The 22,226-nt window shown below is 66.6% G+C and carries 18 protein-coding genes; 5 read left to right on the top strand and 13 right to left on the bottom strand.

Annotated elements, in window-relative coordinates:
• The first annotated feature begins 234 nt into the window (after window positions 1-234).
• Window positions 235-3,831, top strand: coding sequence for a pyruvate:ferredoxin (flavodoxin) oxidoreductase (nifJ, locus tag A6A04_RS21195; RefSeq protein WP_082915118.1), 3,597 nt, complete (start codon window positions 235-237; stop codon window positions 3,829-3,831).
• 103 nt (window positions 3,832-3,934) lie between these two features.
• Window positions 3,935-4,855: a 2-dehydropantoate 2-reductase gene (panE, locus tag A6A04_RS21190; protein WP_068496007.1), complete on the top strand. Its 921-nt coding sequence runs from the start codon at window positions 3,935-3,937 to the stop codon at window positions 4,853-4,855.
• Window positions 4,856-4,898: 43 nt separating this feature from the next.
• Here the strand turns inward: panE and A6A04_RS21185 are convergent, their stop codons facing one another.
• On the bottom strand, window positions 4,899-6,590 hold the full coding sequence (locus tag A6A04_RS21185) for a methyl-accepting chemotaxis protein (RefSeq protein WP_082915130.1): 1,692 nt from the start codon (window positions 6,588-6,590) through the stop codon (window positions 4,899-4,901).
• A 174-nt stretch (window positions 6,591-6,764) separates the two neighbouring features.
• Here A6A04_RS21185 and A6A04_RS21180 point away from each other — a divergent pair, with 174 nt between their 5' ends.
• Window positions 6,765-8,555, top strand: a complete 1,791-nt coding sequence (locus tag A6A04_RS21180) for a peptidase domain-containing ABC transporter (protein WP_068496005.1) — start codon at window positions 6,765-6,767, stop codon at window positions 8,553-8,555.
• Window positions 8,552-10,213 (top strand): HlyD family type I secretion periplasmic adaptor subunit, encoded by a 1,662-nt coding sequence (locus tag A6A04_RS21175; RefSeq protein WP_082915117.1) that lies wholly within the window; start codon window positions 8,552-8,554, stop codon window positions 10,211-10,213. The genes A6A04_RS21180 and A6A04_RS21175 overlap by 4 nt, the downstream gene beginning before the upstream one ends.
• 4 nt (window positions 10,214-10,217) lie before the next feature.
• Here A6A04_RS21175 and A6A04_RS21170 read toward each other — a convergent pair whose 3' ends face one another.
• The 6 genes from A6A04_RS21170 to coaBC form a co-directional block, all read right to left on the bottom strand.
• Window positions 10,218-10,664 carry a DsrE/DsrF/DrsH-like family protein gene (locus tag A6A04_RS21170; protein WP_068496004.1) on the bottom strand — a complete coding sequence of 149 codons (447 nt, stop codon included), beginning with the start codon at window positions 10,662-10,664 and terminating at the stop codon, window positions 10,218-10,220.
• On the bottom strand, window positions 10,651-11,451 hold the full coding sequence (locus A6A04_RS21165) for a HesA/MoeB/ThiF family protein (RefSeq protein ID WP_068496003.1): 801 nt from the start codon (window positions 11,449-11,451) through the stop codon (window positions 10,651-10,653). The genes A6A04_RS21170 and A6A04_RS21165 overlap by 14 nt, the downstream gene beginning before the upstream one ends.
• 107 nt (window positions 11,452-11,558) lie before the next feature.
• Entirely contained in the window at window positions 11,559-12,527 is a 969-nt protein-coding gene (gene cysK / locus A6A04_RS21160; RefSeq protein ID WP_068496002.1) for a cysteine synthase A, read from the bottom strand.
• A gap of 55 nt (window positions 12,528-12,582) precedes the next feature.
• Window positions 12,583-13,038: an RrF2 family transcriptional regulator gene (locus A6A04_RS21155; RefSeq protein ID WP_068496001.1), complete on the bottom strand. Its 456-nt coding sequence runs from the start codon at window positions 13,036-13,038 to the stop codon at window positions 12,583-12,585.
• A 4-nt stretch (window positions 13,039-13,042) separates the two neighbouring features.
• The gene (gene dut, locus A6A04_RS21150) at window positions 13,043-13,498 is read right to left on the bottom strand and encodes a dUTP diphosphatase (RefSeq protein WP_068496000.1); all 456 of its coding nucleotides are present in this window, start codon (window positions 13,496-13,498) and stop codon (window positions 13,043-13,045) included.
• A 4-nt stretch (window positions 13,499-13,502) separates the two neighbouring features.
• On the bottom strand, window positions 13,503-14,708 hold the full coding sequence (gene coaBC, locus A6A04_RS21145) for a bifunctional phosphopantothenoylcysteine decarboxylase/phosphopantothenate--cysteine ligase CoaBC (RefSeq protein WP_068495999.1): 1,206 nt from the start codon (window positions 14,706-14,708) through the stop codon (window positions 13,503-13,505).
• Window positions 14,709-14,869: 161 nt separating this feature from the next.
• Here coaBC and A6A04_RS21140 point away from each other — a divergent pair, with 161 nt between their 5' ends.
• Window positions 14,870-16,189 (top strand): magnesium and cobalt transport protein CorA, encoded by a 1,320-nt coding sequence (locus tag A6A04_RS21140; RefSeq protein ID WP_068495998.1) that lies wholly within the window; start codon window positions 14,870-14,872, stop codon window positions 16,187-16,189.
• Between the two features lie 91 nt (window positions 16,190-16,280).
• Here A6A04_RS21140 and groL read toward each other — a convergent pair whose 3' ends face one another.
• The 6 genes from groL to A6A04_RS21110 all read right to left on the bottom strand — a co-directional run bounded on the left by groL (window position 16,281) and on the right by A6A04_RS21110 (window position 22,190).
• Window positions 16,281-17,939: a chaperonin GroEL gene (gene groL, locus A6A04_RS21135; protein ID WP_068495997.1), complete on the bottom strand. Its 1,659-nt coding sequence runs from the start codon at window positions 17,937-17,939 to the stop codon at window positions 16,281-16,283.
• Between the two features lie 29 nt (window positions 17,940-17,968).
• On the bottom strand, window positions 17,969-18,256 hold the full coding sequence (groES, locus tag A6A04_RS21130; RefSeq protein ID WP_068495996.1) for a co-chaperone GroES: 288 nt from the start codon (window positions 18,254-18,256) through the stop codon (window positions 17,969-17,971).
• Window positions 18,257-18,398: 142 nt separating this feature from the next.
• On the bottom strand, window positions 18,399-19,139 hold the full coding sequence (locus A6A04_RS21125) for an SDR family NAD(P)-dependent oxidoreductase (RefSeq protein ID WP_068495995.1): 741 nt from the start codon (window positions 19,137-19,139) through the stop codon (window positions 18,399-18,401).
• Window positions 19,136-20,893: a signal peptide peptidase SppA gene (gene sppA / locus A6A04_RS21120; RefSeq protein WP_245651336.1), complete on the bottom strand. Its 1,758-nt coding sequence runs from the start codon at window positions 20,891-20,893 to the stop codon at window positions 19,136-19,138. The genes A6A04_RS21125 and sppA overlap by 4 nt, the downstream gene beginning before the upstream one ends.
• On the bottom strand, window positions 20,890-21,399 hold the full coding sequence (locus tag A6A04_RS21115) for a dihydrofolate reductase (RefSeq protein ID WP_068495994.1): 510 nt from the start codon (window positions 21,397-21,399) through the stop codon (window positions 20,890-20,892). Before A6A04_RS21115 ends, sppA begins: the two co-directional genes overlap by 4 nt.
• A complete protein-coding gene (locus A6A04_RS21110; RefSeq protein WP_068495993.1) occupies window positions 21,396-22,190 on the bottom strand; it encodes a thymidylate synthase in 795 nt (264 codons plus the stop codon). Before A6A04_RS21110 ends, A6A04_RS21115 begins: the two co-directional genes overlap by 4 nt.
• Between the last annotated feature and the right edge of the window lie 36 nt (window positions 22,191-22,226).

Below are 22,226 nucleotides of genomic sequence, written 5' to 3'. Positions count from 1 at the left end.
GATTTGATCTGTCTATCATGACGGACGCCCGCAATGGTAGGACCGAACGGACGCACCCCGTCGCCCACCCGAATTTTGGAAATATTATTACTTCTTCAAGGCCGTTTTCGTAAGGGACTTGCGGAGAATCGGGGGCGCCGTCTATTCTGCCGGTCCCTTGGCCGACCGATGGAGAGCGCAGACTCCCGGGCCAGGGGGAGGTTTAAGACAACGCAGCTATAGAGTGGGGCCGATATGGCGAAAAGGGCTTTGATCACGGTCGATGGCAACGAGGCTTGCGCCTCCGTGGCTTACCGGGTCAGCGAGGTTGCGGCGATCTATCCGATCACGCCGTCGTCCACCATGGGCGAACTGGCCGATCAGTGGGCGGCCGAGCACAAGAAGAACATCTGGGGCGTCATCCCGGAAGTGGCCGAGATGCAGCATGAGGGCGGCGCCGCCGGCGCGGTCCACGGCGCGCTCCAGGCGGGATCGCTGGCGACCACCTTCACGGCCAGCCAGGGCCTGCTGCTGATGATCCCCAACATGTACAAGATCGCGGGCGAGCTGACCTCGTTCTGCATGCATGTCAGCGCGCGCACCGTCGCCACCCATGGCCTGTCCATCTTCGGCGACCATTCCGATATCATGGCCTGCCGCCAGACCGGCTTCGCCATGCTGGGCGCCGCTTCGGTGCAGGAAGCCCACGACATGGCCGCCATCGCCCATGCCTCGACGCTGCATTCGCGCGTCCCCTTCGTCCATTTCTTCGACGGCTTCCGCACCTCGCACGAGGTGGCCAAGATCGAGGAACTGACCGACGACGACCTCCATTCGCTCATGGATGACGCGGCCATCAAGGGCCATCGCGACCGCTCGCTCTCTCCCGACCATCCCACGCTCCGCGGCACCGCCCAGAACCCGGACACCTTCTTCCAGATGCAGGAAGCGAGGAACCGCTGGCACGACGCCTGTCCCGGCATCGTGCAGCAGGAGATGGATCGCTTCGCCAAGCTGACGGGCCGCGCCTACAAGCTGTTCGACTATGTCGGCCACCCGGAGGCCGAGCGGGTCATCATCATCATGGGCTCGGGCGCCGAGACGGTGCACGAGACCGCCGCCGCCCTGGTTGCCCGGGGCGAGAAGGTGGGCGTGCTGAAGGTGCGTCTGTATCGCCCGTTCTCCATCGACGCCTTCGTCTCCGCCATTCCGCCCAGCGCGCGAGCCATCGCGGTGATGGATCGCTGCAAGGAACACGGCGCCGTCGGCGAGCCGCTCTATCTCGACGTGGTCGCCGCCCTGGCCGAGGCCAAGGCGGAGGGACGCCGCGTCACCACCCTGGCCGATCCGGTGGTGATCGGCGGCCGTTACGGCCTGGCCTCCAAGGAATTCACCCCCGCCATGGTCAAGGCGGTCTATGACGAACTGGCCAAGGACAAGCCCAAGCGCCGCTTCACCGTCGGCATCCTGGACGACGTCACCCATCTGTCGCTGGCGGTGGACTCCTCGTTCCGCCTGGACCAGCCCAAGGTCAAGAGCGCGGTGTTCTTCGGCCTGGGCGCCGACGGCACCGTGGGCGCCAACAAGAATTCCATCAAGATCATCGCCGAGAACGCCGGGTTCCAGGGCCAGGGCTATTTCGTCTATGATTCGAAGAAGTCGGGCGCCATCACCATCTCGCATCTGCGCTTCAGCCCCGAGCCGATCCAGTCGGCCTATCTGCTGGAAGAGGCCGACTTCGTCGCCTGCCACCACTTCGTCTTCCTGGATAAGTACGAGGTGCTGCGCTACGCCAAGCCCGGCGCCACCTTCCTGCTGAACTCGCCCTATTCCAAGGACGAGGCCTGGGACCACATGCCGCGCGAGGTCCAGCAGGAGATCATCGACAAGCAGGTCAAGGTCCATGTGATCGACGCCCGCAAGGTGGCCCTGGCCACCGGCATGGGCAACCGCATCAACACCATCATGCAGACCTGTTTCTTCGCGCTGAGCGGCGTGCTGCCCCGCGACGAGGCCATCGGCCATATCAAGAAGGCCATCGAGAAGACCTATGGCCGCAAGTCGGAAAAGATCGTCGCCAAGAACTTCGAGGCGGTGGACCAGACGCTGCACCACCTGGAAGAGATGACCATCCCGGCCCAGGCCTCCTCCAGCCGGGCCAAGCCGCCCATCGTGCCGGACTACTCGCCCGACTTCGTCAAGCGGGTCACCGCCATGATGCTGGGCAACCACGGCGACCTGCTGCCGGTCTCGGCCTTCCCCGTCGATGGGGTGTGGCCCACCGCCACCGCCCAGTACGAGCGCCGCAACATCGCCGCCGAAATCCCGGTCTGGGACCAGGGGCCGTGCATCCAGTGCAACAAATGCGCCCTGGTCTGCCCCCATGCCGCCATCCGCGCCAAGGTGGCCAGCCCGGCCGACATGGCCAACGCGCCCGCCGATTTCAAGCGCATGGATTATCGCGGCGGCGAGTTCAAGGGCGATTCCTACATCATCCAGGTGGCGCCCGAGGACTGCACCGGCTGCACGCTGTGCGTCAAGGTCTGCCCCGGCAAGGACAAGAAGGACCCGTCGCGCCTCGCCCTCAAGATGGTCGACAAGACCGACACCATCGAGGCCGAGAAGATCAACTGGGACTTCTTCCGCGCCCTGCCCGAGGTCGACAAGGAAAAGCTGGGCACACCCTCGGTCAAGACCGCCCAGTTCCTTCAGCCGCTGTTCGAATTCTCCGGCGCCTGCCTGGGCTGCGGCGAGACTCCCTATCTCAAGCTGATGACCCAGTTGTGGGGCGACCGGCTGATGATCGCCAACGCCACCGGCTGCTCGTCCATCTATGGCGGCAACCTGCCCTCGACGCCCTACAGCGTCAATGACGAGGGAAGGGGACCGGCCTGGGCCAATTCGCTGTTCGAGGACAACGCGGAATTCGGCTTTGGCTTCCGCCTCGCCCTCGACCGCCACAAGGAACACGCCCGCATCCTGCTTTCCGCCCTGGCCTCGACGGGCAAGGTGCCTTCAATCCTGGCCAACGAGATCTTCCATGCCGACCAGTCCACCGAGGTGCTGATTGGGGTCCAGCGCAAGCGGATCGAGGATTTGCGCCGGGCCATTTCCGGCGTCAATGACCCGCTGGCGCGCCGCCTGGAGCAGGTGGCCGACTATCTGGTGGAAAAGGTGGTGTGGATCGTCGGTGGTGACGGCTGGGCCTACGACATCGGCTATGGCGGCCTCGACCACGTCTTCGCCTCGGGCAAGAACGTCAACATCCTGGTGATGGATACCGAGGTCTATTCCAATACCGGCGGCCAGCAGTCCAAGGCGACCCCCATCGGCGCCTCGGCCAAGTTCGCCACCGCCGGCAAGACCCTGCCCAAGAAGGACCTGGGCATGATGGCCATGGCCTATGAGGACGTCTATGTGGCCAATATCGCCTTCGGCTCCAAGGACGTGCAGACGGTGCGCGCCTTCCAGGACGCGGTGTCCTGGCCGGGCGTGTCGCTGATCGTGGCCTATTCCCACTGCATCGCCCACGGCTATGACCTGGCCCATGGCCTGGACCAGCAGAAGATGGCGGTGGATGCCGGCTATTGGCCGCTCTATCGCTGGGACCCGCGCAAGCTGGGCACCAATGAAAGCCCCCTCACCCTCGACAGCAAGGAGCCCAACGGCAAGCTGGACGAGTTCATGAAGGGCGAGGCCCGCTTCCAGATGGTGGAACGGGCCGATCCGGAGCGCTATCGCGGTCTGGTGGACCACGCCGAGTCCAATATCCGCCGTCGCTTCGCCATGCTGCGCCGCTTCGCCGGAGCCCCCGACGTGACGCCGCCGCCCAAGACCGACGCGGCGGAATAGGACCTTATCCTGAAGTAAGCCCCTCCCCCACGGGAGGGGCTTTTTCGTTGCCGCGCGGCCTCGGCTTGGCTAGCCTCGGCACTGGTAATACCGGAGAACGAGAATGCGCATCCTGATTCTGGGGGCCGGAGGCACCGGCGGCTATTTCGGCGGGCGGCTGGCCCAGGCTGGCGAGGATGTCACCTTCCTGGTGCGGCCCAAGCGCGCCGCCAAGCTGGCCGAGACCGGACTGGTGATCAAGAGCCCCACCGGCGATGCCGCCTTTCCGGTCAAGACCGTCACCGCCGAATCCCTGTCGGGCCACTGGGACCTGATCGTCCTTAGTTGCAAGGCCTATGATCTGGCCGAATCCATCGCCGCCGTCGCCCCCGCGGTGGGGCCGGACACCACCGTGCTGCCCATCCTCAACGGCCTGGCCCATTACGGGCCGCTGGACGCCGCCTTCGGCCGCGACAAGGTGCTGGGCGGGCTGTGCCACATCTTCTCCACCCTGGGTCCCGATGGCGAGGTGGTGGTGATGAACACCATCAACCGCGTCACCTTCGGCGAGCGTGACGGCGGCACCAGCCCGCGCAGCGAGACCATTGCCGCCAGTTTCGCCAAGGCGGCATTCACCAGCGTCCATTCGCCGGAGCTGATGCAGGAGGCCTGGGAGAAATACACCCTGCTGGCCACCCTGGCGGGCATGACCTGCCTGATGCGGGCCGATGTGGGCGCCATCATGGCGACGTCGGAGGGCGAGGCCATCACCCGCGAAGTGTTCGAGGAATGCGCCGCCATCGCCGCCGCCGCCGGGCATGCGCCGCGTCAGGCCGCCCGTGATCTGGCTCTGGGCTTCGTCACCGATCCGGCCTCGCGCCAGACCGCCTCCATGCTGCGCGACCTGGAGGCGGGGGGCCGCACCGAGGGCGAGCACATCATCGGCGACATGGTGGACCGCGCCAGGGCCTCTGGCCTGGCGGCGCCGACCCTGCGCCTCGCCCGCTGCCACCTTCAGGCCTACGAGGCGAGACGGAGTCGCTAGGCTAGCGGAGCGCGGGCGCCTTCGCCCGCCTCCTTCCCGCCCATCACGCCGTGCGCACGTCGTTAAGGAAGTGGTCGATGGTGCCCTTCAGGCTGCTGGACTGCCGCGCCAGGGACTGCGAGGCGTCCAGCACCTCGCGCGAGGCCGAGCCGGTCTGATCGGCCGCCGCCTGCACCTGGATGACATTGCTGCTGACTTCCGTCGTCCCGGCCGCCGCCTGCTCCACGTTGCGGGCGATTTCCTGGGTGGCGGCGCTTTGGGCGCTGACCCCATCGGCCACATGGCTGGAAATCTCGCCGATTTCCTCGATCACCTGGACGATGCTGCCGATGGTGTCCACCACCCGGCGGGTCTGATCCTGGATGGCGGTGATCTGGGTGCCGATCTCGCCGGTGGCCCGCGCCGTCTGGTTGGCCAGGGTCTTGACCTCGTTGGCGACCACGGCGAAGCCCTTGCCCGCCTCGCCGGCGCGCGCCGCCTCGATGGTGGCGTTGAGCGCCAGCAGATTGGTCTGGGACGCGATATCGTTGATGAGGTTCACCACCTCGCCGATGCGCTGAACCGTCTCGGCCAATTGGTTGACCGCCTGGCCCGCTTCGGAGGCCTGCCCCACCGCACTGCGCGATATCTGGCTGGAATGGGCGACCTGACGACCGATCTCGGCGATGGAGGATGACAGTTCCTCGGCGGCGGCGGCCACGGTCTGCACATTGACCGAAGCCTCTTCCGAGGCGGCGGCGACGGTGGTGGCCTGATGGCTGGTCTGGGTGGCGGTAGAGCTCATGGCGCTGGCCGTCGACTGCAACTGGGTCGCCGCCGAGGCCACATGGTTGACCATCTCGGCGGCGGCGCGGTCGAAGTCATTGGTCAGCGCCTCGATGCGGGCGGCCCGCTGGCGGCTGGCCTCGTCGGCCCGGCGCTGGGCTTCCTCCAACTCGCGCTGGCGGATCAGATTGGCGCGGAAAACCACCATGGCGGAAGCCATCTCCCCCACCTCGTCGCCACGTCCCTGGGCGGGAATCTCCACCGAGGTATCGCCCTTGGACAGATTCTCCATGACGCGCGTCATGGCGGCCAAGGGGGGCACGATGCTGGCGGCGGTCCGGTTGGCGATCAGCATGGCGGCAGCCAGGCCGATCACCAGCGCCACCACCGAAATGGTCACCATCATCCCCACCAGGGAATCCACTTCCTGGGAATCGTCGTTCAGCATGCGCTGCTGGTTGTCGATCATGCCGCCCGAGCGGCGGCCGTTGGCTCCCTTCTCGCCTTGGAAGACCACCACTAGGCGACGCACCCGCGGCACCGCCTCGGAGACCAGGACGGAGACGGCGTCTGGCCCCGGCCCCAGGGCCTCGGCCTTGGCCTGGGCCGCCTTCAGCCCCAGCAGCAGGGTGCGGGCTTCCTTCCACAGTTCGATATTACGGGGATTGGTGAAGCGCTTGGCCAAGTCGTCCATGCCCGCCATGTGGTGGTCGATCTCGGCCCAGGCATCGACCCGCTCCTGCTTGAAGCTGTCATTGCCGGTCAGGAGGTAACCGCGCAGGGCGGCCAGCGAGGCGAACATCTCGCCCTCGATGGCGGTGCTGGTCTGGGCCACAGGCATGCGGAATCCGATCATGCGCTCGGTGGCCGAGCGCACGCCGCTGGCCTCGAAGGCGATGGTGCCAACCACCACGGCGATCAGCGCGCACAGCACGCCGAAGCCCAGCCATAAGCGCTGTCCGATTTTCAAATTGCCGCCCATTCCCGTGTCCCCCTGGCTGTTATGGCCGAGCGTTCCCTGGGCCACGGCCGCTTGTAACCTGACAAATATCAAATCAGGGATATAGAATCCATCTATTCCTGTTCATCCTCCCGTCACTTTCCATTTGCATCGGGCCTCGCCTCGGGCCCAAATCAGGGCGTCATGAACACCGACAAGACCGACTGGCTGAAACCGATCCTGGAGCCGCTGCGCCCGATGATGCGCGAGCTGCTGACGGCGTCGTTGTTCATCAACCTGATGGCGCTGGCGGTGCCCATCTTCGTGATGCAGGTCTATGACCGCGTCATCGGCCATAACGGCATGGCCACCCTGAAGGGGCTCGCCATCGGTGTCGGCTGCCTGCTGGCCTTCGACTGGATCATCCGCACCTCGCGCGGGCGGATCATGCAGACCGCCGCGCTGCGCATCGACGTGGAAATCGGCACCAAGCTGTTCGACAAGGTGATGCATCTGCCGCTGCGCGCGCTGGAAAGCCGCCCGGCCTCGTTCTGGCAGACCCTGTTCCGCGACGTCGACACCATCCGCAACACCGTGTCGGGCGCCACCGCAACCCTGCTGGCCGACCTGCCCTATGTCCTGATCTTCCTGGGCGTGATCTTCGTCATCGGCAAGCCGCTGGCGGTGGTGTTCCTGGTGATGTTCGCCGCCTTCCTGGTGCTGGCCTGGAAATCGGGCGGCGCCATGGCCGAGAGCAGCGGCAAGGAAAGGAACGTCCAGTCGGCCCGCGACGCCCTGGTGGCCGAGATCATCGCCGGACGCGCCACCGTCAAGGCGGTGGCCCTGGACCGCGCCATCCGCCCGCTATGGGAGGAAAAGCAGGCGGGCACCATCGAGCAGTCCATCCAGCGCGGCGCCGCCAACGACGCCTATGTCAATGTGGGCCAGATGCTGACCCAGTTGGGCAGCGCCGCCCTGACCACGGTGGGCGCCATCTATATCATGGACCACGAGCTGTCCATGGGCGCCCTGGTGGCCTGCAACATGCTGTCCTCGCGCCTCTATGGCCCCATCAACCAGTTGGTGGGCGCCTGGAAGACCTTCGCCTCGTTCCGCCAATCGGTGGAGCGCCTGGGCGAGGTCTTCGCCGAGGGCGAGGAGCGCCGCGAAAGCGCCATCAAACGCGAGCGCCCCACCGGCCTGATCACGCTGGAAGACATCTCCTTCGCCTATGACCAGAAAAGCCAGGCGGCCTCGGCCATCGACCGGCTGGAAATCCGCCCCAACGGCATGACCGCCATCCTGGGCAAGAATGGCAGCGGCAAGACCACCTTGCTCAAGATCATCCTGGGCCTGTATCACCCCGCCAAGGGCAGGGTGCTGCTGGACGGCTCGGACATCGCCCAGTTCACCCGGGCGGAGCTGGCGGGCTGGATGGGCTATGTGCCGCAGGAATGCGTGCTGTTCAACGCGTCCATCCGCGACAACATCGCCTATGGCGCGCCGGGCTGCGACGACGAGGCCATCCTGGAAGCCGCCAAGGTGGCGGGCGTGCATCAGTACATCGTCGACCTGCCCGACGGCTACGGCACCCCCATCGGCGAGGCGGGGTCACGCCTGTCGGCCGGACAGCGCCAGCGTATCGCCATCGCCCGCGCCCTGATCGGCGACCCGCCGGTGCTGCTGCTGGACGAGCCCTCGGCCAGCCTGGACCGCCAGGCGGAAGAGGACCTGCGCGCCACCCTGGCGGACTTGGCCAAGACCCATACCGTCATCGTCGTCACCCATAGCCCGGTATTGCTGCCCATCTGCCGCGACGTGGTGGTGCTGGACAAGGGAACGGTGGCGGCGGCGGGTCCGGCGGCGGAAACCCTGCAACGGCTGTTCGGAGTGCGGCCACAACCGCCCCAGCCGCCGGTTCCCCCCCAGGGCTTCAGTTCCCAGCCTTCCCAGCCCCTGGGCGGGGTGCGCATCGGCGTGGGGGGCGGCCAATGAGCGAGCCCCAGACCACCCCACCAGTCCCGGCCGATCCGGTGCAGCCGCAGATCAGCCAGGAACAGATGATGCAGATGCTGGCGGCCGCCATGGCCGGTGGCGCTCCCGGAGCCCCCCCCGGTCCCGGCGGCGGACCGCCGCCACCGCCGCCTTCCACCGCCGCCCTGCTGGCCCAGCGCCTGGGCGCCCTGGGTCGCTTCATCGCCTGGTTGTTCGCCGCGCCCGACGCCGATCCGGACAAGCGCCCCCAGGGCCTGCTGGCCCTGCCCCAACGGCTGGTTCGCGGTACCGTCCACTGGTTCCTGCCCTCGCTCCACCCCATCGAGCCCGCGCCCGAGCAGGACTATCACGCCCCCCAGCACGGCATGCGGCTGTACCGTCTGGCCAATTCCTATCCCCTGCCCACCTGGCGGCCGCTGGCCCGGGCGGTGATGACGCTCACCGCCATCTTCCTGGCCTGGGCCATGCTGGCGCAACTGGACGAGGTCGCCATCGCCGAGGGCGAGGTGGTGCCCGAGGGCAAGGTCAAGGTCATCCAGCATCTGGAAGGCGGCACCGTGCGCGAAATCCACGTGGCCGATGGCGACGTGGTGCGCGAAGGCGCGCCGCTGATGCTGATCGACCTGCCGGTCAGTTCCCTCAACCGTGAAGAACTCCAGGTCCGCCTCGACGGCTATACCCTGCAACGCGCCCGTCTCCAGGCCGAGCTGACCGGCGAGCCGCTGATCTTTCCCGAGGCCGAGGCCAAACGCCAGCACTCCCTGGTGGAAGCCGAGCGCCGTTCGTTCGAGGCAAGGCGCGCCGCCCTGAAGGCCACGCTTTCGGTGCTGCAGGAACAGGTGCGCGGCAAGGGGCTGGAAGTCCATGAATACGAGACCAAGCAGCGCTCCATCACCACCAGCCTGCGCCTGGCCCAGGAACGCTTCGCCATGTCCAAGGATCTGGTGAAGTCCGGCCTGGCGTCGCGCATGGACCATGTCCAGATGGAAAGCCAGGTGGAGGACCTGAAGGGGCAGTTGGAAAGCATCCATGCCTCCATCCCCCGCGCCCAGGCCAGCCAGCAGGAAGCGCGCTCACGGCTGGAGGAGGAGCAGGCCCGCTTCCAGCGCACCGCCCAGGGCGAGATGGCCGAGGTGGAGCTGAATATCGCCCGCCATCGCGAACTGCTGAGCCAGGCCACCGACCAGCAGCGCCGCACCACCGTCACCAGCCCCATCGACGGCATCGTCAAGAACATGCGGGCCAACACCATCGGCGGCGTGGTCAGGCCCGGCGATCCCATCATGGAGATCGTGCCGTTGCACGAGCGCCTGCAGATCGACGCCCGTCTCAGCCCCATGGACCGCGGCTATGTCCAGACCGGTCAGCGCGCCACGGTGAAGATCAGCGCCTATGACTACACCACCTATGGCGGATTGGAGGGCGACGTCATCCTGGTGGCCCCCGACACCACCGTGCCCCAGACCCCCAATGCCCAGCCCTATTACCGGGTGGTGGTGCAGACCGACCGCGCCTATATCGGCGAGGAGGCGGCCAAGCGGCTGATCAGCCCCGGCATGCAGGCCACGGTGGAAATCCATACCGGCACCCGTTCGGTGATGGAATTCCTGATCAAGCCGGTGCTCAAGCTGCGTCACGAAGCCTTCCGCGAGCGCTGAGGCTTCACACGAACAGCATGGCCCCATCCCTGGACGCGTCGGCCAGGAAGGTGACGACGCCGCCCTTGGCCACCGGCACGTCGGGACGCAGGCCGTCGGGGTCCATGCCGAGCGCCTTCAGCCCCATCTCGCAGACCATGACTGTGACGCCCAGGGCGACGCAGGCCTCCAGCAGTTCCTCGAAACTGCCGACGCCCTTGGCCTTGATGTCGTCGTCCATCTCGCCCGCCAGGCGTCCATCCGAGCATTTGAGGCGACGCCAGGCCGCAACGCCATCGGTTGAGGGCGCCTCCAGGGCGCGACCGGCCCACATGGTGAAGAACAGCGTCACCGGCGTGTTGGAGGCCACCGCCGCCGCCGCCATCACCAGGGCATAATGGATACGGTCGAAATCGCCCGAGAACACCACGATGGAGAGCTTGGCGGGCGAGGTCTTGTCAGCCGCAGACATTGGCGGTGCTCCCATGCCCGGACAGGTCGGTGATGCTGGGATGATCGCCGCACAGGGGACAGCCGGGATCGCGCGGCACCCGCACGCTCCGGAAGGTCACCGACAGCGCGTCATAGATCACCAGCTTGCCCGCCAGGCTGTCGCCGATCCCCAGCAGTTCCTTCAGCACTTCGGTGGCCTGCATGGCGCCCATGGTCCCGGCGATGGCGCCCAGCACGCCCGCGCTGGAACAGGTGGGAACATGGCCTTCCGGCGGCGGCTCGCGGTAGATGCAGCGATAGCACGGTCCGCCGGGCTTGTAGGTGGCCAACTGCCCATCGAAGCGCAGGATGGCGGCCGAGACCAGGGTCTTGCCCTCCAGCCGCGCCGCGTCGTTGACCAGGAAACGGGTGGGAAAATTGTCGGAGCCGTCGGCCACCACCTGGAAGTCGCGGAAGATGGCCCGGGCGTTGTCCTTGTCGAGGCGCTGGCGGATCGGCACCAGTTTTACGTCGGGATTGATGTCGGCGACGCTGCGGGCCGCCGACTCCACCTTGGCCATGCCGATGCGCGAGGTGGCATGGATGATCTGGCGCTGCAGGTTGGACAGCTCCACGTCATCGTCGTCGACGACGCCGATGGTGCCGACCCCGGCCGCCGCCAGATAGAGAATGACCGGCGAGCCCAGTCCGCCCGCTCCGATCACCAGGGCCGAGGAGTTCAGCAGCTTTTCCTGACCGATACCGCCCACTTCCGGCAGGATGATGTGCCGGGCATAGCGATGTATCTGCTCCTCGGTGAAATCCATGAACTCTGTCCTGCCTGAATCGTCACCCCCGGACTTGATCCGGGGGTCCATGGATGGCCGGGTCAAGCCCGGCCATGACGATCATACTGGAATACGGCAGGGCGCCACTACACCTGATCGAACAGGGCGGTCGACAGGTAGCGTTCGGCGAAGCTGGGGATGATGGCGACGATCAGCTTGCCCGCGTTCTCGGGCCGCGTCCCCAGTTCCAGCGCCGCCGCGATGGCCGCACCCGAGGAGATGCCCACCGGCACGCCTTCCAGCTTGGCCGCCTTGCGCGCGGTGGACAGCGCGGTTTCATTGCCGATCTGCAGGATTTCGTCGACCACCGAGCGGTCCAGGATGTCGGGCACGAAACCGGCGCCGATTCCCTGGATCTTGTGGGGGCCGGGAGCGCCGCCCGACAGCACAGGGCTGTCCTCGGGCTCCACCGCCACCATCCTGAGACTGGGCTTCCTCGCCTTCAGCACCCGGCCGATGCCGGAAATGGTGCCGCCGGTGCCGACGCCCGACACCACGATATCCACCTTGCCCGCGGTATCGTTCCAGATTTCCTCGGCGGTGGTCTTCTCGTGGATGGCCGGGTTGGCGGCGTTCTTGAACTGCTGCGGCATGATGGAGCCGGGCGTGGCGGCCACCAGTTCCTCGGCCTGGCGCACGGCGCCGGTCATGCCCTTGGAGGCGGGGGTCAGCACGATCTCGGCGCCCAGCAGTTGCAGCATCTTGCGCCGCTCCAGCGACATGCTTTCGGGCATGCACAGGATCAGCTTGTAGCCGCGCGCGGCGGCGACGAAGGCCAGCGCGATGCCGGTATTGCCCGAGGTCGGCTCGATGATGGTGCCGCCCGGCTTCAACTGGCCCGAGGCTTCCGCCGCCTGGATCATGGCGAAGCCGATGCGGTCCTTCACCGAGGCCAGCGGGTTGAAGAATTCCAGCTTGCCGACGATGTCGGCCTTGGCCCCGGCCTCGGCCGCGAGGCGACCAAAGCGGACCAGCGGCGTGGCGCCAATGGTATCGATGATGCTGTCGTAAATCTTGCCCCGAAAGGCGGCAGAGGTCTGGGTTTCCGTGGCCATCGTCAATTCCCCACAAAATTTTCGTAAATCATATCTGATTTACAGATTAACATGGTTAGATGATGAAGTCCAACTTCTGGTGCGCCTCGCTGGGAATGCCACCCTTGTAGGCGCGCATACACAGGTCGTCGACGGTGATGCCGTCCAGCTGGGTCATGATCGCCTCGGACAGATCGCCCCACATGGGCCGGATCACATGCTTGCCCAGTTCCGAGGCGGGCATGTCCTGATAGGGGTCCTCGGCGGTTTCCAGGGCGCGCACCACCCGGACGATCTCGCCCACCGAGATGCGGCGGCGTTCGCGGGCCAGGCGGTAGCCGCCCCGGGGGCCGCGCACGCCCACCAGGACCCCGGCACGGACCAGTTGCTGCAGGGTCTGCTCCAGATAGCGCCGGGGAATGCCCTGGCGCCGGGTGATCTCGCGGCTTTGCACCGGCTCGCCGCCCGCGTGATAGGCGATGTCCAGCACCGCCTCGATGGCGAACAGCATCTTCTTGGAAGGTCGAAGCATCCCCCTACCCCTTTCGTCCCGTTCCCGTGGAACCGAAACCACCCGCCCCCCTGGCCGTTTCCGGCAGGGCCTCGGCCAAATCCCACTCCACCCGCGATACCGGCGCCACCACCAGTTGGGCGACGCGCATGCCCCGCGACACCATGAATCCGACCGAACCATGATTGATCAGGATGACGCCGATCTCGCCGCGATAATCGGCGTCGATGGTGCCGGGCGCGTTCAGCACGGTGACGCCGTGCTTGGCCGCCAGCCCCGAGCGCGGCCGCACCTGCGCCTCGAACCCGTCCGGCAGGGCGATGGCGAAGCCAGTGGGCACCAGCACCCGCTCGCCCGGCGCGATTTCCATATCGGCGGGGATGCAGGCCATCAGGTCCATGCCCGCCGCATGCGCCGTCTCATAGGCGGGCACGGGCAGGTCGGCGGCATGATCCAGCCGCTTCAGAATAACGGAAACCATGGGATCAAAGCCCCCTCAAAACATTGGCGATGCGTTCGGCCAGCCGGGCCGCCACCGCGTCCTTGCCCATGCGCGGCCAGCTATCGATGCCATCCGCGTCGATCACATGCACCAGATTGGCATCGCCACCGAAGGTGCCGCTGCCTTCCGACACGTCGTTGGCCACGATCCAGTCGCAGCCCTTGCGGGCCAGCTTGTCCCTGGCATTGTCCAGCAGCGCCTCGGTCTCGGCGGCGAAGCCCACCACCAGCCTCGGCCGCAAGCCCCCTTCCGCCTTGGACACCGTCATCAGGATGTCGGGATTGGGGGCCAGCTCGATCACCGGCGGCGGCGCCCCCACCTTCTTCTTGCGCTTCTCCGTCGCCCGGTTGGCCACGGTCCAATCGGCCACGGCCGCCGCGCAGACCACCACATCGGCGGGAAGGGCCGCGCGCACACCGTTCAGCATCTCCACCGCGCTGTCCACCCGCACCACCCGCACTCCGGCTGGATCAGGGATGTGGACTGGACCGCTGACCAGGGTGACCTCGGCTCCCAGCCGGGCCAGGGCGGCGGCGATGGCATGGCCCTGCTTGCCCGAGGAATGGTTGGCGATATAGCGCACCGGGTCGATGGCCTCGTGGGTCGGCCCCGAGGTCACCACCGCCCGGACCCCCTTCAAGGGGCCGTCCGACAGGCTGGTCTCGATGGCGGCCAAAATCTCGGCGGGTTCGGCCATGCGGCCGCCGCCGACCTCGCCGCAGGCTAGGTCGCCGGCATTGGGGCCGATGCGGGCGACACCGCGCCCTTCCAGGGTCGCCATATTGGCGCGGGTGGCGGGATGCTCCCACATCAGGGTGTTCATGGCGGGCGCCACCAGCACCGGCTTGTCGGTGGCGAGAAGCGCGGTCGAGGCCAGATCATCGGCGATGCCCGCCGCCATCTTGGCCAGCAGATTGGCGGTGGCGGGCGCCACCACCACCAGATCGGCCTCGCGCGACAGGCGGATATGGCCCATCTCGGACTCGTCCTTCAGGTCGAAGGTGTCCTGGTAGACCTTGTCACCCGACAGGGCCGCCACCGCCAGCGGCGTGACGAAATTCGCGCCGCCCTTGGTCAGGATGCAGCGCACGGCGCAGCCCCGATCCTTCAGCCGGCGGATCAGCTCCAGCGATTTATAGGCGGCGATCCCGCCGGAAATAATCAGAAGGACGCGACGACCATCCAGCACTGTAATGCTCCCGCAAATTACGAGGCGATAGTGTGATTAACCTAACGAGCGTTAACACAGTGCGCAAGGGGTGATTCCCGCCCCCCGACTTTCGACGTTCTCGTCCGGACGCGATTGGACTACCATGCCGCCGCCGTCGCCCTTCCAAAGTGGATATCCCTATGTCGCTGCAAACCGTTCTGGAGCTGCTGGGCAAGCAGAAGATCGTCGAGGCCATGGTCCGCAGCCAGGCATCGCGGCAGCATGAACTGGTGGAAGGCATCACCCACAAGCAGCATATCGCCGAACTGCATTCGGTTCTGGCCCGCCAGTCCGCCACCGAGATCGGCCGCATCCTGGAAGCCGTGCCGGTGGAAGATGCCCAGCGGCTGTGGCCGTTGCTCCCTCCCGACCGGATCAACGACGTGTTGTGGGAAATATCAAGCGTGCTGGGCGGCCAGCTGGCCGGTGCCCGGGTGCCGGAGTTCCGCCAGGGTCAGGTCGCCGCCTATGTGGTGGTGGACGGTCGCATCCGCATCCTCGACCTGGAATCGCGGGCGGACTTCGATGGTCTGCAGCCGCTATGGATCGACATCCTGGACGCCACCCGGTCCGAGCGCGGCTGGATCGCCCGGCATTATGGCCTGGAACTGCCCAATCCCGAGGAACTCACCGACCTGGAGGTCAGCGCCCGGTTCTACGAGGAGGAAAGCGACGAGGTCCACCTGCATTCCAACTTCCTGCTGGCCCGCGAGGACAAGGCCCGCAGCGTGCCGGTGGCCTTCATCATCCACGACAAGATCCTGTTCACGGTGCGCAACGAGGAACTGCCGGTGTTCCGGCTGCAACGGCTGCGCGCCCGCAACCAGCCCAGCAAGGCCTTCGACTGCAAGGACATGCTGCTCGACCTCTATGGCGCCGACGTGGAATATTCCGCCGACCAGTTGGAAGACACCTATTCCACCCTGCGCCGGGTCGGCCAGGAGGTGCTGGGCGAGTCGCTGAGCGATACCGACGCCTCGCGCATCCTGTCCGATATCGCCGAGGAAGAGGATCTGAACGGTCTGATCCGCGGCAACATGCTCGATACCCAGCGGGCGGTGTCCTTCCTGATCCGTGGCCGCTTCCTGTCGCCGTCCCAGACCGAGGACGCCAAGGAAATCCTGCGCGACATCGATTCCCTCAACAGCCACACCACCTTCCTGTTCGAAAAGATCAACTTCCTGATGGACGCCACCATCGGCTTCATCAACGTCAACCAGAACCGCCGCGTCACCCAGCTGACCGTGGTCAGCGTGGTGTTCATGCCCCTGAACGTGCTGGCGGGCGTCGGCGGCATGTCGGAATTCTCCATGATGACCCAGGGCATCCCCTGGCCCATCTCCTATTCCGCCTTCACCATCAGCCTGCTGCTGGTGGGTTGGGCCACCTATCTGATCTTGAAGAATTTCGAGAAGCGCCGGATCAAGGGCCGGGTCGTGGACAATAGCGTCAGGAAATAGGCCCCCGTCGCATTCCCCAAAAACGAAAACCCCCCTCCCTTGCGGGAGAGGGGTTCCGATACCGTTGGGCCGGTTGGCCGGAAGGCTGGACTTAGAAGTCCATGCCGCCCATGCCGCCCATGCCGCCCATGCCGCCCATGTCGCCGCCGGGCATGCCACCGGCATCCTTCTTGGGACGCTCGGCGATCATGGCTTCGGTGGTGATCAGCAGGCCAGCCACCGAAGCGGCGTCCTGCAGGGCGGTGCGAACCACCTTGGTCGGATCGATGATGCCGGCCTTGATCATGTCGGTGTAGACGCCGGTCTGGGCGTCGAAGCCGAAGGACAGGTCCTTGGACTCGCCGATCTTGCCAGCAACCACGGCGCCGTCGTGACCGGCGTTCTCGGCGATCTGACGCACGGGAGCCTGCAGGGCGCGGCGCACGATGCCGATGCCCACTTCCTGGTCGGCATTGCCACTCTTCAGGCCTTCCAGGGCCTTGACGGCGTGCAGCAGGGCGACGCCGCCACCGGGGACGATGCCTTCCTCGACCGCGGCGCGGGTAGCGTGCAGGGCGTCATCGACGCGATCCTTGCGCTCCTTCACCTCGATCTCGGAACCGCCGCCGACCTTGATCACCGCGACGCCACCGGCCAGCTTGGCCAGACGCTCCTGCAGCTTCTCGCGGTCGTAGTCCGAGGTGGTCTCCTCGATCTGGGCGCGGATCTGCTTGCAGCGCGACTCGATGTCGCCCTTCTTGCCCGAACCGTCGACGATGGTGGTGTCTTCCTTGGTGATGCTGATGCGCTTGGAGGTGCCCAGCATGTCCAGGGAGACGCTTTCCAGCTTGATGCCCAGGTCTTCGGAGATGACCTGGCCGCCGGTCAGAATGGCGATATCCTCCAGCATGGCCTTGCGACGGTCGCCGAAGCCCGGAGCCTTCACGGCCGCGACCTTCAGGCCGCCGCGCAGCTTGTTGACCACCAGGGTGGCCAGGGCCTCGCCCTCGATATCCTCGGCGATGATCACCAGCGGACGGCCGGACTGCACCACCTGCTCCAGCACCGGCAGCAGCGGCTGCAGGCCGGACAGCTTCTTCTCGTGCAGCAGGATATAGGGGTTATCCAGCTCGACGGTCATCTTCTCGGCATTGGTGACGAAATACGGGCTGGTGTAGCCACGGTCGAACTGCATGCCCTCGACCACGTCCAGCTCGGTGTCCAGGCCCTTGGCTTCCTCGACGGTGATGACACCCTCGTTGCCGACCTTTTCCATGGCCTTGGCGATCATGTCGCCGATTTCCTTCTCGCCATTGGCGGAGATGGTGCCGACCTGGGCGATCTCGGCATTGGTGGAGACCTTGCGCGACCGCGACTTGACGTCGGCGACCACGGCAGCCACGGCCAGATCGACGCCGCGCTTCAGGTCCATGGGGTTGAGGCCGGCGGCCACGGCCTTGACGCCCTCGCGGACGATGGCCTGGGCCAGCACGGTGGCGGTGGTGGTGCCGTCACCCGCCAGATCGGCGGTCTTCGAGGCCACTTCGCGCACCATCTGGGCGCCCATGTTCTCGAACTTGTCGGCCAGCTCGATCTCCTTGGCGACGGTGACGCCGTCCTTGGTGATGCGGGGGGCGCCGAACGACTTCTCGATCACCACGTTGCGGCCCTTGGGGCCCAGGGTGACCTTCACCGCGTCGGCGAGGATGTCGACGCCGCGCAGCATGCGGGTGCGGGCATCGGTGGAGAATTTGACTTCCTTGGCAGCCATGTGTCTAAACCTCTATTTTGCGAATTGGGTTAGGCGAGAATGCCGAGAATGTCGGATTCCTTCATGATCAACAGCTCTTCGCCGTCGATCTTGACCTCGGTGCCGGACCACTTGCCGAACAGGACGCGGTCACCGGCCTTGACGTCCAGCGCGACCAGCTTGCCGTCGTCGCCGCGGGTGCCGGAACCGACGGCCACCACTTCGCCCTGCATGGGCTTTTCCTTGGCGGTATCGGGGATGATGATGCCGCCAGCGGTCTTTTCTTCCGCGTCGAGGCGCTTCACCAGCACGCGATCATGGAGCGGTCTGAACTTCATCGGGAACAACCTCCGTAAGACGTTTTGATTCGGCCGGGGCGCCGTTAGCACTCTCCGGCGACGAGTGCTAACCATCTAGGGTCAGGTTGGGGATGAGTCAAGCGGCTTCGGACGATTTTCTTCGAAATCGGCAGCCCTATACCTAATAAAGCTGCTGGCCGCCGGTGACGAACACCTCGGTGCCGGTCACATAGGCGAAATCGGGGCCGCACAGCCGGAACACCGTCCCCGCCACATCCTCGGGCGTGCCCATGCGTTCCAGCGGGATACGCGGCACCAGCGCCTCGTATTCCGCCGAGATCATCTCGGTACGGATTTCGCCGGGCGCCACCGCGTTGACCCGCACCCCCAACTGGGCCATCTCGGCCGCCATCTCGCGGGTCAGGCCCGACAGCGCCGCCTTGGAGGTGGAATAGGCCGAACCCGCGAAGGGATGGACGTAGTGGCCCGCGATGGAGGTGATGTTGACGATGGCGCCCCGGCCGCGATGCAGCGCCGAGGCGAAGCCGCGCGCCAGGCGCAGCGGCGCGTAGAAGTTCAGCTCGAACACGTCCTTCCAGCCGTCGATGGGGCCGTTCAGAACGCCGAGCCGCTCGCGATAGGGGGTCTTGGGACTGACGCCCGCGTTGTTGATCAGGGCGTGCAGCGGATCAGCGCCGAGAAACGCCATGGCCTCGGCGACGAAGCCTTCCGCTCCCGCCGGATCGCCCAGATCGGCCACGAAATGGCGCGCCCAGTTGCGGTCGAGCATGCATTCCTTGGGCACGTCGGCCCGGGCGCAGGTGATGACCCGCCAGCCCTCGGCCAGGAAGCGCCGGGCGATGGCATGGCCGATGCCCCGGCTGGCGCCGGTCACCACCACCGAGCGGACATCGCCGTTCATGGCGTCGCGCCGGGGGGCAGGCGCAAGGGCGCCTGGCCCTGAAGCTGGGCCAGCGGCGCCAGCACGGGCTCCAGCGCGGTGACGGCACGCGACAATTGGGCGAGGTGGCGCCGCTCGGCCACCGTGCCCCCGGCCATGGCCTCGGCCAGCAATTCCCAGACCTTGCGCGGCCGGGGATACTCCACCAGCCGCAGCCCCTCATCCGGCTTCAGGCCCGCCACCTCGCGCACCGCCGCCTTGGCCTCGAACCAGCCGCCGAGCCCGTCCACCAGCCCCAGGGTCCGGGCATCGGCGCCGGTCCAGATGCGGCCGCGCGCCACCTGATCCATCTTCTCCGCCGACAGGCCGCGACCGGCGGCGGCCTTGCCGGTGAAATCGGCATAGATATGATCCAGCAACGCGTCGATACGGGCCTTGGCCTCGGGCGTGAACGGCCGGTTGGCGCTCCAGATGGCGGCGTTGTCGCCCCGGTGCATCTCGTCCCAGGATACGCCGATCTTCTTCCAGAACTCCTCCAGCACCAGCTTGCCGGTGAAGACGCCGATGGAACCGGTGACGGTTCCCGGCTGGGCGACGATGCGGTCGGCGGCCATGGCGACGAAATAGCCGCCCGAAGCCGCCATATTGCCCATGGACACCACCACCGGCTTGCCCGCCTCGCGGGCGCGCTTGACCTCGCGCCAGACGGTATCCGAGGCGGTATAGGAGCCGCCGGGGCTGTCGACGCGGAACAGGATGGCCTTGACCGAGTCGTCCTCGGCGGCCTCGCGCAGCGCCTCGGCGATGGTGCGCGCCCCGAAATCGGGCTCGGAATCAAAACCGTGGCGGGACTCGCCGCGATGGATGGCGCCGACACCCTGGATCAGCGCCACCTTGGTGCCCTTGGCCTCGACCAGATGGGCGGCGTAGTCGGCCAAGTCCAGCTCCTCGGCCGTCCCGTCCAGCAGCGGCGCCAGGGCCTCGTCGCGATAGCCGATGTAATCCACCAGCCCGGCGGCCTTGGCCTCGGCGGGCAGGAACGGCCCCTTGCCCACCAAACCGGCCACCACGTCGGGCGCCAATTTGCGGCCCGAGGCGATGCCCGCCACCAATTGCTCGTGAAGGGAATCCAGCAGCCGCCCCAGATTTTCCCGGTGGGCCGGGCTGAAGCCGGTCTCGGTGAACATGTCGATGGCCGACTTGAATTCATGACGGCCGAAGAATTGCGGCTTGACCCCCAGCAGCTCGAAAGTGCCCTTGAGGAACGGGCTTTCCGCCATCAGGCCGGTCAACCCCACCTCGCCCGAGGGCTGCAGCCAGACCTCGCCAAAGGCGGAGGCAAGATAGACGTCCTGGGTGCCGCCGCCGCCCTCGCCCAGGGTTTCGGCGAACAGGGTGGCGGGCTTGCCGCTGGCGCGAAAGCGGGTGACGGCGTCACGCAGTTCCTGCACCTCGCCCAGACCCAAGCCGGCATGGCCCAGACTGGCGAACAGCCCCACCACCCGGTCGTCCTTGGCCGCGCGGTCCAGGGCATCGAGCACCTGGCGCAGTTCGTAGGACTTCTCCCCCGACAGCGCCGCCAGGGGATCACCATCGGCTTGGGCCTTGAAGCGGGCTTCCAGGTCCAGGGTCAGCAGCGCCTTGTCGGGCAGGTCGTGCTCGGTTCGCGGCGAGACCTGCAGCGCCAGCCAGACGCCCAGCCCCACCGCCGACAGCGACAAGACGCCCACCAGGGCGAGGACAACCAGCAGAAATCGACCCAGTCGGCGCATCATGTCACCCGTTCAAGTACGATGAAATCGCAATCCGGAAGGTTACGGACGGGGTCGCCCTCCTGGCGGTCCCGCGACACCTCCCGCCAGCCGGTACGGTCGAAATGGGGGAAATGGACGTCGCCGTCATAGGCGCGCCGCACCTCGGTCAGATAGATGCGGCGGCAACGGGGCAGCACCTCGGCGAACAGCGCGGCCCCGCCGATCACCATCAGTTCCGGGGCCTCGGGCGCCAGCTCGGCCGCCAGAGCCAGCGCCGCCGACAGCGAGGCGGCGGCATGGGCACCCTCGGCGGTCCAGCCCTCCTGGCGGGTCACCACGATATTGGCGCGCCCCGGCAGCGGCCGCCCGATGGAGTCCCAGGTCTTGCGCCCCATGATCACCGGCTTGCCCATTGTGTTGCGCTTGAACCATTTCAGGTCCTCGGGGATATGCCAGGGCAGGGCGTTGTCCTTGCCGATCACCCCATTGGCGGCGACGGCGACGATGAGAGCGACCGGAAGAGTCATACCGCCACCGGCGCGGCGATATGGGGATGGGACTGGTAGCCCTCGACCGTGATGTCATCCATGGTGAAGGCGAACAGGTCCGTGACCGCCGGGTTCAGCACCAGCCGGGGCAGGTCGAGCGGCTGGCGCGACAACTGCAATTCGGCCTGCTCCATGTGATTGGAATAAAGGTGGGCATCACCAAAGGTGTGGACGAAGTCGCCCACCCGCAACCCCGTCACCTGGGCGATCATATGGGTCAGCAGGGCGTAGGAGGCGATATTGAATGGCACCCCCAGGAACACGTCGGCCGAGCGCTGGTAAAGCTGGCAGGACAGCCTGCCCTCCGCCACGTAGAACTGGAACAGGCAGTGGCAGGGCGGCAGCGCCATGCTGTCCACGTCGGCCGGATTCCAGGCCGAGACGATCAGGCGCCGCGAATCCGGATTTTTCCGGATCGAGTCCACCAGTTGCGACATCTGGTCGATGACGCGCCCATCGGGCGCCGCCCAGGACCGCCACTGCTTGCCGTAGACCGGCCCCAGATCGCCGTTGGCATCGGCCCATTCGTCCCAGATGGAAACCTTGTTGTCCTTCAGCCAGGCGATATTGGTGTCGCCGCGCAGGAACCACAGCAGCTCGACGAAGATGGAGCGGGTGTGGAGCTTCTTGGTGGTCACCAGGGGGAAGCCCTGGGACAGGTCGAAGCGCATCTGGTGGCCGAACACGCTGGTGGTGCCGGTGCCGGTCCGGTCCGCCTTGAAGACGCCGTCGCGCCGGATGCGCTCCAGCAGGTCGAGATACTGCCTCACCGTGTCTCCGATTCCTTGGTTGCACCGCGGCAGTCT

The sequence above is a fragment of the Paramagnetospirillum marisnigri genome, assembly GCF_001650715.1.
Lineage (GTDB): Bacteria > Pseudomonadota > Alphaproteobacteria > Rhodospirillales > Magnetospirillaceae > Phaeospirillum > Phaeospirillum marisnigri.
This window is presented reverse-complemented; position numbering and strand designations above follow the sequence as displayed.

What these genes read in the sequence shown, in the direction of transcription:
- nifJ (WP_082915118.1), top strand. Translation starts at nt 235, where the DNA reads ATGGCGAAAAGGGCTTTGATCACGGTCGATGGCAACGAGGCTTGCGCC.
- panE (WP_068496007.1), top strand. Translation starts at nt 3,935, where the DNA reads ATGCGCATCCTGATTCTGGGGGCCGGAGGCACCGGCGGCTATTTCGGC.
- A6A04_RS21180 (WP_068496005.1), top strand. Translation starts at nt 6,765, where the DNA reads ATGAACACCGACAAGACCGACTGGCTGAAACCGATCCTGGAGCCGCTG.
- A6A04_RS21175 (WP_082915117.1), top strand. Translation starts at nt 8,552, where the DNA reads ATGAGCGAGCCCCAGACCACCCCACCAGTCCCGGCCGATCCGGTGCAG.
- A6A04_RS21170 (WP_068496004.1), bottom strand. Translation starts at nt 10,664, where the DNA reads ATGTCTGCGGCTGACAAGACCTCGCCCGCCAAGCTCTCCATCGTGGTG.
- A6A04_RS21165 (WP_068496003.1), bottom strand. Translation starts at nt 11,451, where the DNA reads ATGGATTTCACCGAGGAGCAGATACATCGCTATGCCCGGCACATCATC.
- cysK (WP_068496002.1), bottom strand. Translation starts at nt 12,527, where the DNA reads ATGGCCACGGAAACCCAGACCTCTGCCGCCTTTCGGGGCAAGATTTAC.
- A6A04_RS21155 (WP_068496001.1), bottom strand. Translation starts at nt 13,038, where the DNA reads ATGCTTCGACCTTCCAAGAAGATGCTGTTCGCCATCGAGGCGGTGCTG.
- dut (WP_068496000.1), bottom strand. Translation starts at nt 13,498, where the DNA reads ATGGTTTCCGTTATTCTGAAGCGGCTGGATCATGCCGCCGACCTGCCC.
- A6A04_RS21140 (WP_068495998.1), top strand. Translation starts at nt 14,870, where the DNA reads ATGTCGCTGCAAACCGTTCTGGAGCTGCTGGGCAAGCAGAAGATCGTC.
- groL (WP_068495997.1), bottom strand. Translation starts at nt 17,939, where the DNA reads ATGGCTGCCAAGGAAGTCAAATTCTCCACCGATGCCCGCACCCGCATG.
- groES (WP_068495996.1), bottom strand. Translation starts at nt 18,256, where the DNA reads ATGAAGTTCAGACCGCTCCATGATCGCGTGCTGGTGAAGCGCCTCGAC.
- A6A04_RS21125 (WP_068495995.1), bottom strand. Translation starts at nt 19,139, where the DNA reads ATGAACGGCGATGTCCGCTCGGTGGTGGTGACCGGCGCCAGCCGGGGC.
- sppA (WP_245651336.1), bottom strand. Translation starts at nt 20,893, where the DNA reads ATGATGCGCCGACTGGGTCGATTTCTGCTGGTTGTCCTCGCCCTGGTG.
- A6A04_RS21115 (WP_068495994.1), bottom strand. Translation starts at nt 21,399, where the DNA reads ATGACTCTTCCGGTCGCTCTCATCGTCGCCGTCGCCGCCAATGGGGTG.